The sequence below is a fragment of the Paractinoplanes lichenicola genome (assembly GCF_016785085.1).
Classification (GTDB): domain Bacteria; phylum Actinomycetota; class Actinomycetes; order Mycobacteriales; family Micromonosporaceae; genus Actinoplanes; species Actinoplanes lichenicola.
The window spans coordinates 1-13,084 of sequence record NZ_JAENHO010000001.1 but is presented as its reverse complement, the minus strand read 5'-3'; the positions used below and the strand labels follow the sequence as shown (position 1 = coordinate 13,084).

The window sequence follows — 13,084 nt, the reverse complement described above, 5'->3', positions numbered from 1 at the left end:
CTCAGGCGTCGCTGGGCCCCTCGCGCCATCCCACGCGTTGGGCCCAGCGGTCCGCCTGCTGGATCGTGCGCCAGATGAACGGGTCCTTCGCATCGGTGTAGCCGTGCCGGTCGTCGCGGAACTCGTCGGCCAGCCGCCGCTTCTCGGCCGCGTAGGCCCGCGCCGCCGCGGGATGCTCCCGGAGGTAGTCGCGGAACAGCAAGGCGAACTGCTGGCTGAAGCTGCCCAGCCGTCGCACGTGCACGTGGGTGCGCGGGGTGCCCGGCGGTTCGCGGAAGTAGCGCTTGGTCAGCTCGGGATTGTCCCGCCGGAAGACGAAACCCAGCTCCTGCAGGGGCTCGGCGAAGGGCGCCGGCCAGGCGGGGTCGTAGTCGGCGATCTGAATCACGCTCAAGAGACCACTCGCTCCTCGCTGCCCGAACTGGTTCAGTATCCGCATGAACGTTAGGGACCGGGCCCTTGTGTGGGGCTACGGGGCTGCCTGGTCGCTGATCGGGGCCATGCCGGAGCGGGCGGCCTACTGGCTGTTCGACCGCGTCGCCGATCGGCTGTGGAAGCGGCGCGGCGCGCGGGTCCGGCAGTTGGAGGCGAATCTGCTGCGGGTGCTGGGCAAGGACACGCCGCCGGAGGCGCTGGCGGCGATGTCGCGCAGGGGGATGCGGTCGGCGATGCGGTATTACTGCGAGGCCTTCCGGCTGAACAGGTGGGACCGGAGCCGCATCGTGGACAGTGTCGACATCGCGGACGAGGACCGGGCGCGCCTCGCCGCCGCGATCGGGTCGGAGCGGGGGGCCGTGATGGCGCTCGGTCACACCGGGAACTACGACCATGCGGGGGCGTGGCTTGTCGCGGCCTTCTCGATCGAGTTCACCACGGTGGCCGAGAATCTCAAGCCCGCGGCGGTCGCCGAGCGGTTCTGGGACTATCGGCGCAGGCTCGGGATGGAAGTGCTGCCACACGACGGTGGAGCATCCGTGGTCGGGACCTTGGCCCGGCGGCTGCGGGCGGGCCGTACGGTCTGCCTCGTCGCCGATCGGGATCTCAGCGCCTCGGGGGTGCCGGTGGATTTCTTCGGCGAGACGACCCGGATCGCCGCCGGGCCGGCCGCGCTGGCCGTGCTGACCGGCTGCGCGTTGCATCCGGTGAACCTGTGGTTCACGGCTCCGGGGCGGATGGGGATCAGGGTGCACCCGGAGATTCCGGTGCCGGCCGAGGGCACCCGGCGGGAGAAGATCGCGGCGATGACGCAGGCGCTGGCCGACGCGTACGCGGAAGGTATCGCCGCGCATCCCGAGGACTGGCACATGATGCAGAAGTATTTTCTGGCCGACCTGGCCCCGCCCCACTGAAACGGGTCCGGGAACCATGCACGAATGGCCATCTCGCCATTAGGGCATAAATAGTGGAAACGATTATCGTTTTGCTCCTGAGCGACGGGAGCGGAATGATGAAGAACCGGAAGAGCCTGCTGGGAATCGCCGTAGCGGCGGCGGGCGCTGTCGTCCTGGCGGGCTGCGGGTCCGGCGACGGAGCCGAGGCGGGAGCCACCGAGGCCAGCGCAGCGCCGAAACTGGCCGTCGTGGCGACCACTCCCGAGGTGGCCGACTTCGTGCGCAACATCGGCGGGGACGCGGTTTCGGTGACGCAGATCATCAAGCCGAATGTCGACCCGCACGACTTCGAGCCGACCCCGGCCGACATCAAGGCCATCGCCGAGGCCAAGGTCGTCGTCAAGAACGGCGTGGGGCTCGAGGAATGGCTCGACCGCACCGTGGAGGCGTCCGGATTCCAGGGCGACGTCGTCGATTCCAGCGCGGGCGTGAAATTGCGTGAGGGCGGCCACGAGCACGAAGAAGGCGAGGAGGAGCACGCCGAGGAGGACGGGCATGAGCACGATCCGCACATCTGGCACGATCCGCGGAACGCCAAGATCATGGTTACCAACATCGAGAAGGGGCTGGCCGCGGCCGACCCGAGCCAGGCCAGTGCGTTCGCGAGCAACCTCACCTCGTACGGGAAAGAACTGGACAAGCTGGACGCCGACAACGAGGCCGCCTTCGCCAAGCTGCCGGCGGCCGATCGCAAGCTGGTGACCAACCACGACGCGCTCGGGTATTACATCGATCGATACAAGCTGGAGTTCGTCGGGTCGGCCATTCCGAGCCTGGACACCTCGGCCGAGCTCTCGGCCAAGCAGCTGAGCGACCTCGTGGCAAGGATCAAGGCGACCGGGACGAAGGCCATCTTCACCGAGAGCTCGCTGCCGCCCAAGACCGTGGAGGCCATCGCGCAGCAGGCCGGCGTCAAGGTGATCGGCGGCGAGGACGCCCTGTACGGCGACAGCCTGGGTGAGCCGGGCACGCCGGAGGGCACCTATCTGGGCGCCGAGCGGCACAACACCGAGGTGATCGTCGCGGGTCTGGGCGGCTGAGCATGAGCACGGCGGTGGAGTATCGCGGGGTCAGCCTGGGCTATCAGGGCAAGCCGGCCCTGACCGACGTCGACGTCACATTGCACCCTGGGCAGCGGCTGGCTCTGGTCGGACCGAACGGCGCGGGCAAGTCGACGCTGATCAAGTCGATGCTGGGGCTGGTCGACGTTCTCCACGGTGACGCCGCGGTGTTCGGCAGCGACCCGAAGTCGGCCCGCGGGCGGGCCGGCTATGTGCCGCAGACCGACAGCCTCGACGCCGACTTCCCGATCAGCGTCCGCCGCGTCGTCATGATGGGTCGCTACCGCCGGATCGGCTGGTGGCGACCCGCCCGCGCCGAGGACCGCCGGGCCGTCGCCGACGCGCTCGATCGGGTCGGCCTGACGGACAAGGCCGGTCACCGGTTCGGCACGCTCTCCGGCGGCCAGCAGCAGCGGGTGCTGCTGGCCCGGGCCATCGCCGCCGAGCCCCGGCTGCTGCTGCTCGACGAGCCGTTCAACGGGGTCGACGTGCTGAGCCAGGAGGCCATCGTCCGGGTGCTGCGCGAGCTCAGCGCCGAGGGGACCGCCCTGGTCATCAGCACCCACGACCTGACCATGGCGGGTGAGCTGGCCGACCTCGTGTGCCTGGTCAACGGGCGGCAATGGGCGGCCGGTCCACCGGACGAGACCCTGACGGCCGGGCCGCTGCGGAAGGCGTACGGGGAAAGAGCAGTGCTGTGATCGAGCCGTTCCAGCTGCCCTTCATGGGCCGGGCGCTGGCCGAGATCGCGCTGCTGGCCCTGATCTGCGGTCCCGTCAGCGTTTTCGTGTACGCCCGCCGCCTGTCCTTCGTCTCCGACGCGCTCACGCACACGGTCTTCCCGGGCGCCGTCATCGGTTTCGTCGCCGGTGGCCTGGAGGGCGTGTTCCTCGGGGCGCTGGTCGCCGCGCTGCTCACCGCGGTCGTGCTGACCGTGCTGACCCGCGGCGCCCGCATCAGCGACGACGCCGCGACGGCCGTCGTGCTCACGGCCATGTTCTCGATCGGCGTCGTGCTGGTCTCGCGCCGGTCCTCGTACACCTCGGACCTGACGTCCTTCCTGTTCGGGCGGCTGCTCACCGTGACACCGCAGCAGCTCGCCGAGACCGCGGTGCTGGCCGCCGTCGTTCTGGTGGCGTTGCTGATCGGCGCGCGGGTGATGATTTTCCGTACGTTCGACCCGGCGGGCGCCGCGGCCGCCGGTTACCGGATCGCGTGGATCGACCTGTGGCTCAACGTGATCGTCGCCCTCGTCGTCGTGGCCGCCGTCCGCGCGGTCGGCACGATCCTGGTGGTCGCGCTGCTGATCGTCCCGGCCGCCGCCGCCCGCATGGTGTCCGACCGGCTGGCCGTGATGGCCGTCCTGGGCACCGTGCTGATCGCCGGCGCCGGCTATGCGGGCCTGCTGCTGAGCTGGACGGCCTCGCTCGAATACGGCGTCGCGCTGACGTCGGCCTCCTCGGTCGTGCTGCTGCTGGTCGCTTTCTACCTGTTGTTGATTCCCGTACGGCTGATCCGCTCGGCAGGAGCACGCACATGAACTGGTGGGACGACGCGTTGCACCGCGCGACCGCCGAGGTGGTGCTGGCCGGTGCGCTCGGCGGGCTGATCGGGGTGCAGGTCGTGCTGCGCCGGTTGTCGTTCTTCACGATGGCGCTGACCCACGCGACGTTCCCGGGCGTGGTCGCCGCGTCCATCATCGGCGTCAACATCATGCTGGGCGGCGTGGTGGCGGGGGCGGTCGTCGCGCTCGGGGTGGCCGCGCTGACCCGCCGCCGGGGCCAGGACGCGGCCGCCGCCACCGGGGTGCTGCTGTCGGCCGGGTTCGCGCTGGGGGCGGCGCTGGTCGCCACGCAGAGCGGGTTCAGCCGTGACCTGTCCTCGTTCCTGGTCGGCTCGATCCTGACCGTGAGCCCGCAAGATCTGCTGACCACCGCTCTCGTGCTGGCCGTGGTGGCGCTGGTGCTGCTGGCCGGGGCCCGGCCGCTGACCCAGATCGCCTTCGACCGGGCGGGGGCGCAGGCTTCCGGGGTGTCGCTCGGGGCGTGGGACATCGTGCTGCTGCTGACCATCGAGGTCGTGGTGGTCACGCTGGTGCCCGCGGTGGGGACGATCCTGGCGCTGTCGCTGATCGTCGCGCCCGCCGCGGCGGCCCGGTTGTGGTCGGATCGGTTGGCGGTGATCACGGCGCTGGCGGTGCTGTTCGGGATCGGCAGCGGGGTGGCCGGGTTGTGGGTGTCGACGCAGTGGAACGTGGCCGCGGGGGCGAGCATCTCGCTGACGGCGACCGGGATTCTGCTGGTGTCCTGGATGGGCACGCGGCTGCGCATGCGAGCGGGGCTAAAGCGGGTCCCGGCATGACCGAAACCCGCCTGACGGCCGTGCCCGGGCGCGCGGAGGAGGAGCCGGCGCTGGATGGGCCAGGTGGTGGCCTCCCTGCGGGGGCGCTGGATCGCGCGGTCGATGCGTTGCGCGGGTTGGCGTACGGGAGCCGGTTGCAGATCATGACTTTGCTGCGCGACGGCGAGAAGACGCCGACCGCGCTGGCCGAGGCGATCGGCGCCCACCAGTCGGCCGTCGCTCACCACCTGCGCAACCTGGTCGATGCGGGCCTGCTGCGCCGGCGTCGCCAGGGCCGCTATCTGTTCTATTCGCTGACCGACGATTCGACCGCCCGGCTGATCGACGCGGTCATGCGCTACGCGGGGGAGCGCTGAAAATGCGTTGTGGCGCACCGCGATCGGTGTCACTCTGATCTTGGCCCCGGCGGGCTCAGAAGAAAGCGCCTCCGCAGCGGATGCATTGGCGATCAAACCACGCTGATTCGCTGCCCTCCTGGCGACCGATCCTTCCCATCGGATCCGCTCCGGGGCCACCCCAACGCTTTTTCAGAGGTGAAACCATGTCCAACACTCCCGAGGTGATCGTCCACAGCGGATTCCGCGGCCTGCGCTACAGCGACGGCCGGTTCGACGAGGTGCTCGAGCCGGGCCGTTACGAGCTGCCCAAGCGCGGCCGCTTCACCGGCCGGCGCGTGCCCACCGTACGGATCGTGCCGATCGACGTGCGCGAGCGCGAGCTCAACATCAAGGGCCAGGAGATCCTGACCGCCGACAAGGTGGCCGTCCGGGTCAACATCGTCACCCACTTCCGGGTGGTCGATCCGCGGGCCGCCGTCGAGCAGGTGGCCGACTACGCCGACCGCATCTACAGCGACGTGCAGCTGGCCGCCCGGCGCTCGCTGGCCTCCATGACGCTCGAGGCCATCCTGACCAACCGCAACCAGCTCAGCGAGGACATCCTGCGCGACGTCGAGGGCGTCTCGGCCGGCTACGGCGTGCAGATCGTCCGGGCCGACGTCAAGGACCTGGTCTTCCCGGGCAACCTGCAAGAGATCATGAACCGGGTGCTCACGGCCCAGCGCGTGGCCGAGGCCCAGATGGTCGAGGCTCGCACGCGGGCCGAGCGCGAGACCCTGGAGGCGAACTCGAAGGCCAGTGCCGAGCGGGTGGCGGCCGAGGCGGCGGCGGAGGCCAAGCGCATCCGGGCCGACGCCGAGGTCGACGCGTTGCGCCGGCTGGCCGCGGCGGCCGAGGCGTACGCTCAGCACCCGGCCCTGCTGCGCCTGCGCGAACTCGAGACGCTCGGCTCGCTGGGCACGAACGCGGCCGCGCGCCTCTACATCGGCTTCGACAAGCACAGCGACCTCGGAGCGGAGTAACGACGACGAGGGAGTCCCATGCCCCACCCCGTGATCATCGACTGCGACCCGGGGCATGACGACGCCCTGGCCCTGCTGCTCGCCGCGGGCGATTCCCGGCTCCGGCTGCTCGGTGTGACCACCGTGGCCGGGAATCAGACCCTCGACAAGACGACCCGCAACGCGCAGCGGATCCTGGCCCTGGCCGGCGCGACCGACGTTCCGGTGGCCGCGGGCTGCGACCGGCCGCTGCTGGGAGAGCTGACCGTGGCCGCCGACATCCACGGCACGTCCGGGCTCGACGGCCCCGACCTGGACGTGCCGGTCGCGCCGGTGGCCGACGTGCACGCGATCGAGCTGATGCGGCGGCTGCTCGCGGAGTCGGCCGAGCCGGTCACCCTGGTCGCGCTGGGCCCGCTGACCAACGTGGCCCTGCTGCTGCGCACCCATCCGCAAGTGCACTCCCGCGTACGCCGGATCGTGTTCATGGGCGGGTCGACCGAGCGCGGCAACACGACCCCGTACGGGGAGTTCAACATCGTCACCGACCCCGAGGCGGCCGACATCGTCGTGCGCTCCGGCCTGCCCCTGACCATGATCGGCCTCAACGTCACGCATCAGGTCCGGGCCACTCCCGAGATCATCGGCGAGTTCCACGGCCTTGATTCCCGTACGGGGCGGGTCTGCGCCGAGCTGATGACGTTCTTCGCGGGCGCCTACCTGCGCAACTTCGGGCTCGCCGACCCGCCCGTGCACGACCCGGTCGCCGTGGCCTGCGTGCTCGACCCCGCGCTGGTGCAGACCGTCACCGCGCCCCTGGCGATCGAGCTCACCGGCACCTACACACGCGGCGCCACGGTCGTCGACCTGCACCACCGTACGGGCCGGGCCGACAACGCCCAGATCGCCGTCGGAATCGAGGCCGAGGCCTTCTGGCGTACGTTGATGAAGGCCGTCTCTAGGTATACCTAGACGCGCCCCGACCAGGGGAAATAGGAAGGCGCTTCCGATGTGGTGACTCGCTGCGGAGCCGAGGATTGGTGCATAGCCAACACCGAGGAGCGAGTCATGATGATCCACCCCGACCTGATGCTGACCCTGGCCAACGAGCACCACCGCGAGCTGATCGCCGAGCGTGACCGCGAGCGCCTGCTGACCAGCGCCCGCGCCGCCCGCAAGGCCCGCAGGGCGGCGAAAAACCTGGCGGCCCGCGGACGCCCGACCGGTAGCCTGTCGGCATACGACCCTTCCGTGGCGGCGCCGGCCCGGTGATGATCGGCCGAGAGAGCGAGCTGCGCCGCCTGGCGCGGCTCGCTTCCGCGCGTGAGCCGGCGGTCGCGATCATCGCGGGCGAGCCCGGCATCGGCAAGACGCGCCTGGTCCACGAGCTGCTGAGCACGCTGCCGGCCACCACGGTCGTGCTGGTCGGTCACGCCGAGCCCGGTTCCCTCTCCCGGCCGTACGAGGTGCTGCTCGACGCCATCGACGACCGTACCGAGGTCGGCGAGGCCCGGCTGGCCGAGCTGGCCGACGCCACCCGCAGTCCCGTCGAGCGGCTGCACACCGGCCTGGCCATCCTCGACGAGCTGATCGGGGACGCGCCCGCGGTCGTCGTCTTCGAGGATCTGCACTGGGCCGACTCCGAGAGCGCGGCCCTGTTCGAGCGGATCGCCGACCAGCGCGGCCCGCGGCTGCTCATCGGCACCTACCGGCCCGACGAGGTGACCCGCCGCCAGCCGGTCGCGGGCCTGCTCGCCCGCACGGAGCGCCGGCACGCCGTCACCCACGTACGGCTGGATCGCCTGACCCCCTCGCAGACGGCGGCACTGCTCGCGGCGGCCACCGGCGCCCCCGCCCCGCTGCGCGCCGCCACGGCACTGCACGCCCGTACGGGTGGGAATCCGTTCTTCCTCGAGGAGCTGCTGCGCGCGCTGCCCGGCTACGACGTCGAGGCGCTGGTCGAGCAGCCGCTGCCGTGGAGCCTGGCTGACGTGCTGCGCCGGCAGGTCGACGACCTCGACCCGGTGACCCACCGCATCGTCGAGGCGGCCACCGTGCTCGGCCACCGCATCCCGTTCGACCTGCTGGCCGCGGTCACCGCCACCGGCGAGGACGAGCTCATCGCCGTGCTGCGCGACCTGGTCACCGGCGGGGTGCTGGTCGAGTCGGGCGAGGACGAGTTCACGTTCCGGCACGCGCTGCTGCGCGAGGCGATCGGCGACCAGATGCTCGGCCGTCAGCGCCGCCGGCTGCACGAGGCGGCGCTCGACGTTTTGCTCGGCGCGGGCGGCTCCGACCCGGCGATGGTCGCGCATCACGCCCGGGGCGCGGGCCGCTACGACGACCTGGTCGCCGCGGCCCGCCGGGGCACCGCGCTCTATCTATCGATCGGCTCGGCCTATCAGGCCCTGCAACTGGCCGAGATGGGCCTCGACGAGGTGCCCGACGACACCGAGCTGCTGGCCGGGGCGGCCCGCGCGGCCTGGCTGGCCGGCCTGCTCGACGACGCGCTGCGCTACGGCCGCCGCTGGCGTGACCTGGCCGCCGCCACGAGCGACCGGGCCGAGGCGCTCTACCTGCTGGTCCGGCTGTCGTGGGAGTCCCGCGAGTTCGACGAGATGCGGGCCCTGACCGACGACATCGAAACCATGATCGCCGAGCTGCCCCGCGGCGCCGACCAGGCCCGCGCCATGACCGCGATCGCGCAGTCGGAGAACATGCGCGACGAGCTCGACACGGCCGTGCTCTGGTCCGACCGGGCCCTGGCCCTGGCCGACGAGTTCGACCTGCCCGCGGTGCGGCTGGCCGCGCTGATGGAGAAGGGCGGCGCCCTCACCGAGCGCCCGGCCACCGCCGCCGAGGGCCGCGAGATCCTGACCGCGCTGGTCGACGAGGCCGAGAAGGCGGGGGAGTGGGTGCTGGCCGCGCGCGCCCTCAACAACCTGTTCTACGGCGAGCAGCCGGCCTCGCCCGAGGAGCACGCCGAGACCCTCGAACGGATGCGGGTCGACGCCGAACGGGCCGGCTTCGAGTCGCTCTCGGTCGCCACGTATTTCCAGGGCCGGGCCCGGCTCGCCGTGCGCAAGGGCGACCTGCGGGCCGCCATCGCCGCGCTCGAGGAGGGCCGCGACCAGGATCGCAACTATCGCCGCCGGGGCCGCTGGGCCGACTACCACGGCGTCTTCCTGGCCGGGCTCTATCTCGAGGCGGGCGAGCTCGACCGGGTCGACCAGGTGACCGCCGACCTCGCCGCGCTGCCCAACAACCCGCCCGCCGTCATCTCCGGCCTCGAGTTCCACGTCGCCTGCCGCCGCGCCGACCTGCCCCGGGCCGAGGCCACCCTCGCGCAGTTCGTCACCGAGCTGGCCGAGCAGGCCTGGCGCAGCGGGGAACAAGCCCACGACCTGGTCTCGGCCGCCCTCGACCTGGGCCTGCCGCTCGACCGCCTCGACGCGCTGGCGGCCGACCTGCTCGACGCGGAGGTGTGGGACGCCTATCGCATCCTGGTCGGCGCCCAGCTCGCGGAGGCGCACGGCCGGCCCGCCGAGGCGCTCGAGGGTTACCTGTCCATCGTCGACGCCCACATCCTGGGTCCGGCCACCCAGGGCACCGTACGGGTCGGGGCCGCCCGCTGCCTGCTCGCGACCGACCGCCCGGCCGAGGCCGCCGAGCAGGCCGCCCTGGCCACGCCGTTGCTCGCCGGCTGGCTGGGCTGGCGGGTGGCCCAGCTCGAGCAGCTGCGGGCCCGGCTCGGACTGACCGCCGACGCGCCGACCGGGCCCGAGGCGCTCACTCCACGCGAACGCGAGGTGGCCGTGCTGATCGGCGAGGGCCTGACCAACGCGGAGCTGGCCCGCCGCCTCTACATCTCGCCGAAGACGGCGGCCGTGCACGTGTCCAACATCCTGCGCAAGCTGGGCGTCTCGTCGCGTACCGAAGTGGGCGGGCTGCTGTCCGTCAGAACTGGACATGAGTGACGACTGGCTGGACGGGCTGGACGACCTGGGGATCGACACGCCGCCCGAGGTGATCGACTCGGCCATCGCCAGGATGACTCCGCTCCCGCGGGACGCGGAGGAGGAGATGCTCTACATCTGGGCCATGCTGCACGTGCTGCGGGCGGCGCAGGCGGTGATGATGCCGGGACGGTGGTCGGCCCCCGGCGACCTGGACGAGGCGGTCCGGGCCGGCGAGAAGACGCTCAGCCTGCTCCGCCAGTGGGAGGGCGGGGCCCCGGAGCTCGAATCGGCGGTGCTGCAGATCGTGGCCGAGGCGCTGACGATGCGGGACCGGGGCGACGACCTCGACCGGGCGATCGACGTCATGCGGGAGGCCGCGCGGCGCTTCCCGCCCGGCTCGGCGGAGTGGACGCAGGCCATGAACGAGCTGGGTCATCGATACCTCGCCCGTTACTGCAAGGAGCATCGCGACGACGACTTCGCCGCGACCGAGCGGGCCGTGCTGACCGTGCTGGCCACCGACCAGTCCGACCGGCCCTCGCTCTGGCACCGACACGGCTCGCTGTACGAGCAACGGTTCCGGCATCGGGGCGATCCCGGCGATCACCGGCGGGCGCTGGAGATTTTGCGCGCGGGGTGGGCCGAGGGGTCGCGGTATCCGTTGCTGGCGGTCTCGTTCGCCGATGCTGTCGTCAACTCCGGCGCCGAGCCGACGACGGACGACCTGGACGCGGCGGCCGGCATCCTGGCCGGGGCGGACCTCGGTCAGCTGCCCGCGCCGATGCTGGAGCAGTACCACTACCTCACGATGGTGGTGCAGTTCCGGCGGCACGAGACCGAGGCCACCGTACGAGCGGCGGACCGGCTCGTCGCGCAGCCGGGCCTCGAGCCGGCGATGCGGGCCGAGGCGCGCTGGGTGCGGGCAAGCGCGCGGCTGGAACACGCGTCGCGAACCAACGAGCGGATGGCGCCCATCGACGAGATCATCGCCGACATCGAGGCCGCCCTGCCGTTGCTGAACCCGGGGTCGCGCCGGATCGCCTACGCCCAGCTCACCCGGATGCTGGCCGAGCGGGCCCGGCGTACGGGAAATCGCAGTGACGCCGACAAGGCCGAGGCATTCGCACGGCGAGCGCTCGAGCACCTGCCCCGCGGCTCGGCCGAGCGCGCCGAAGTGACCTATCACCTGGCGTTCCAGCTGATGAGCCGGGAGCAGGCCGACACCGCGATCGACCTCCTGGACGAGGTGGTCACCGATCCGGCCGCCACCCCGAAGGTGCGCGCCGCGGCGGCCGCCCAGCTGGCCACCTCGATCGTCTGGCGCCTGCACTATCGAGGAGGCGACCCGGCCCAGCTCGACCGGGCCATCACCCTGGCCCACGACGCGCTCGAGGAGACCGGCCTCGACGACATGAACCGGGTCGCGCTGGCCGCGTCGGTCGCGACCGCGCTGATGATGCGGTTCGAGATGCGGGGCGACCTGGCCGATCTGCGCTGGAGCCTCGACCTGCTGCGGGACGCGCGGCACGAGGCCGCCGACGACCCGAACCGGTACGAGCTGCTGCTCAGCCTGGCCCAGGCCCGGCTCATGTGGGCCGAGATCACCGACGCGGCACTGCCCGCCGACACCCCGGCGATCCTCGGCGACGCGCTGGCCATGACCCGTCCCGGCGAGCCCGCCCGGGTGCAGATCCTGCGCAGCCTCGCCGCCGCCCACGCGCTGCTCGCCCTGCGCGGCGGCGCGCGGCAGCATTGGCTGAAGGCGGCCGGCTACGCGCGCGACGTGGTGGTCGCGTGGCGGGCGGGCGAGCCGATCGCGGCGATGATGCGGATGAGCGCGGGCAGCACGCTTGTGCTGGCCGGCCGGGCCGTCGACCGCTTCGACATGGTGCGCGAGGGCGTCGACCTGATCGCGGTCGCCATGCGGGAACCGGCCGGCGAGATGCTGCGGGGCCGCCACCTCGCCCAGTACGGCATGGGACTGGCCGCGCTGTACGAGCACGCCCCACAGCCCGGGGACCTCGGCCGGGCGGTCGCCGCCCTGCGTGAAGCCCTCAACATCGCCGCCGCCCAGCCGGGCCAGCGCGGGGCCGCCGAGATCGGGATCGCGCTCGCCGCGCTGCAAGCGGCCGACGGCGACCCGGCCGCCGCGGCCGAGACCGGGCGGCTGGCGTTGCGGGCGCGGGCCTGGCAGGTGCTGCTGCAATCCGGTACGCACGACGCGATGACAACCGCCCGGCGCAGCTCGGCCGACGCGTTGCAGGTCGCGCGGGCCGCGTTGAACGCCGGGGACCGGGCCGGGGCGTGGCAGGCCCTGGAGACCGGGCGCGGGCTGGTGCTGCACGCGGCGACGGTCGCCGGCACGGTGCCCGACCTGCTGCGGGCGGCGGACGCGGGTGACCTCGCCGACGAGTGGAGCGCCGACCCTGCCCCGGCGGCGGGCGGCGACTGGCGTACGGGAACGCCGGTCATGCCCAGTGATGCGCGTCGCCGGGCCCTGCAGGTGCTCGCGCGTGAGGCCACGCTGTTCGAGCCGCCAACGGTCGAGCAGGTCGGAGCGGCGCTGCGTTCGGTGGGTGCGGACGCACTCGTTTATCTCTTTCCCGGTACGCCCGGATTCGCGCTCCTGGTCTCGCCGGACGGCCGGATCGACACCCTCGACCTGCCCGCACTCACCGGTGATTGGGCAGCACCGGCGGCCGTCCAAGCGGCTGTCGCGTCGCGTGGGGTGGCAGTTCCCGCGTCCGATCCGCGTGACGGCGTGGACCCTTCGCCCGCTGGCACGATGCGTGACTCCGGCGCGGCGCCTTCCTCTGCTGGCACGGTGCGTGATTTGGGGTCGGCGTCTTCCTCTGCTGGCACGGTGCGTGATTTGGGGTCGGCGTCTTCCTCTGCTGGCACGGTGCGTGATTTGGGGTCGGCGTCTTCCTCTGCTGGCACGGTGCGTGATTTGGGGTCGGCGTCTTCCTCTGC

General features: G+C 72.0%; 12 protein-coding genes. 11 read left to right on the top strand and 1 reads right to left on the bottom strand.

From position 1 onward, the window contains the following. Position 1: 1 nt before the first annotated feature. Positions 2–388, bottom strand: coding sequence for a GrpB family protein (locus tag JKJ07_RS00060; RefSeq protein WP_307834116.1), 387 nt, complete (start codon positions 386–388; stop codon positions 2–4). A 49-nt stretch (positions 389–437) separates the two neighbouring features. Between JKJ07_RS00060 and JKJ07_RS00055 the strand changes: the two genes are divergently transcribed. From JKJ07_RS00055 to JKJ07_RS00005, 11 genes are all read left to right on the top strand, one after another. After that, positions 438–1,349 (top strand): phosphatidylinositol mannoside acyltransferase, encoded by a 912-nt coding sequence (locus JKJ07_RS00055; protein ID WP_202989057.1) that lies wholly within the window; start codon positions 438–440, stop codon positions 1,347–1,349. Positions 1,350–1,447: 98 nt separating this feature from the next. After that, complete coding sequence (locus JKJ07_RS00050) at positions 1,448–2,431, top strand: metal ABC transporter substrate-binding protein (protein ID WP_202989056.1); 984 nt, start codon at positions 1,448–1,450, stop codon at positions 2,429–2,431. Positions 2,432–2,433: 2 nt separating this feature from the next. Beyond that, positions 2,434–3,153 (top strand): metal ABC transporter ATP-binding protein, encoded by a 720-nt coding sequence (locus JKJ07_RS00045; protein ID WP_202989055.1) that lies wholly within the window; start codon positions 2,434–2,436, stop codon positions 3,151–3,153. Further along, the gene (locus JKJ07_RS00040) at positions 3,150–3,992 is read left to right on the top strand and encodes a metal ABC transporter permease (protein WP_202989054.1); all 843 of its coding nucleotides are present in this window, start codon (positions 3,150–3,152) and stop codon (positions 3,990–3,992) included. The genes JKJ07_RS00045 and JKJ07_RS00040 overlap by 4 nt, the downstream gene beginning before the upstream one ends. Next, complete coding sequence (locus tag JKJ07_RS00035; RefSeq protein ID WP_202989053.1) at positions 3,989–4,813, top strand: metal ABC transporter permease; 825 nt, start codon at positions 3,989–3,991, stop codon at positions 4,811–4,813. The genes JKJ07_RS00040 and JKJ07_RS00035 overlap by 4 nt, the downstream gene beginning before the upstream one ends. Further along, entirely contained in the window at positions 4,810–5,169 is a 360-nt protein-coding gene (locus JKJ07_RS00030; RefSeq protein ID WP_202989052.1) for an ArsR/SmtB family transcription factor, read from the top strand. Before JKJ07_RS00035 ends, JKJ07_RS00030 begins: the two co-directional genes overlap by 4 nt. Before the next feature lie 185 nt (positions 5,170–5,354). Further along, positions 5,355–6,173, top strand: a complete 819-nt coding sequence (locus JKJ07_RS00025; RefSeq protein WP_202989051.1) for a slipin family protein — start codon at positions 5,355–5,357, stop codon at positions 6,171–6,173. Positions 6,174–6,191: 18 nt separating this feature from the next. After that, positions 6,192–7,124 (top strand): nucleoside hydrolase, encoded by a 933-nt coding sequence (locus JKJ07_RS00020; protein WP_236028133.1) that lies wholly within the window; start codon positions 6,192–6,194, stop codon positions 7,122–7,124. 96 nt (positions 7,125–7,220) lie between these two features. Continuing rightward, complete coding sequence (locus JKJ07_RS00015) at positions 7,221–7,424, top strand: hypothetical protein (RefSeq protein ID WP_202989050.1); 204 nt, start codon at positions 7,221–7,223, stop codon at positions 7,422–7,424. Then, on the top strand, positions 7,424–10,129 hold the full coding sequence (locus tag JKJ07_RS00010; protein WP_202989049.1) for a helix-turn-helix transcriptional regulator: 2,706 nt from the start codon (positions 7,424–7,426) through the stop codon (positions 10,127–10,129). The genes JKJ07_RS00015 and JKJ07_RS00010 overlap by 1 nt, the downstream gene beginning before the upstream one ends. Beyond that, positions 10,122–13,084: hypothetical protein (locus JKJ07_RS00005; RefSeq protein ID WP_202989048.1), on the top strand; the 2,963-nt coding region annotated here is incomplete at its 3' end. The genes JKJ07_RS00010 and JKJ07_RS00005, both read left to right, overlap by 8 nt.

Bases quoted from the DNA above. Each gene is read 5' to 3' on its own strand.
- JKJ07_RS00020 (WP_236028133.1), top strand. From the start codon at position 6,192: ATGCCCCACCCCGTGATCATCGACTGCGACCCGGGGCATGACGACGCC.
- JKJ07_RS00035 (WP_202989053.1), top strand. From the start codon at position 3,989: ATGAACTGGTGGGACGACGCGTTGCACCGCGCGACCGCCGAGGTGGTG.
- JKJ07_RS00025 (WP_202989051.1), top strand. From the start codon at position 5,355: ATGTCCAACACTCCCGAGGTGATCGTCCACAGCGGATTCCGCGGCCTG.
- JKJ07_RS00055 (WP_202989057.1), top strand. From the start codon at position 438: ATGAACGTTAGGGACCGGGCCCTTGTGTGGGGCTACGGGGCTGCCTGG.
- JKJ07_RS00050 (WP_202989056.1), top strand. From the start codon at position 1,448: ATGAAGAACCGGAAGAGCCTGCTGGGAATCGCCGTAGCGGCGGCGGGC.
- JKJ07_RS00015 (WP_202989050.1), top strand. From the start codon at position 7,221: ATGATGATCCACCCCGACCTGATGCTGACCCTGGCCAACGAGCACCAC.
- JKJ07_RS00030 (WP_202989052.1), top strand. From the start codon at position 4,810: ATGACCGAAACCCGCCTGACGGCCGTGCCCGGGCGCGCGGAGGAGGAG.
- JKJ07_RS00045 (WP_202989055.1), top strand. From the start codon at position 2,434: ATGAGCACGGCGGTGGAGTATCGCGGGGTCAGCCTGGGCTATCAGGGC.
- JKJ07_RS00010 (WP_202989049.1), top strand. From the start codon at position 7,424: ATGATCGGCCGAGAGAGCGAGCTGCGCCGCCTGGCGCGGCTCGCTTCC.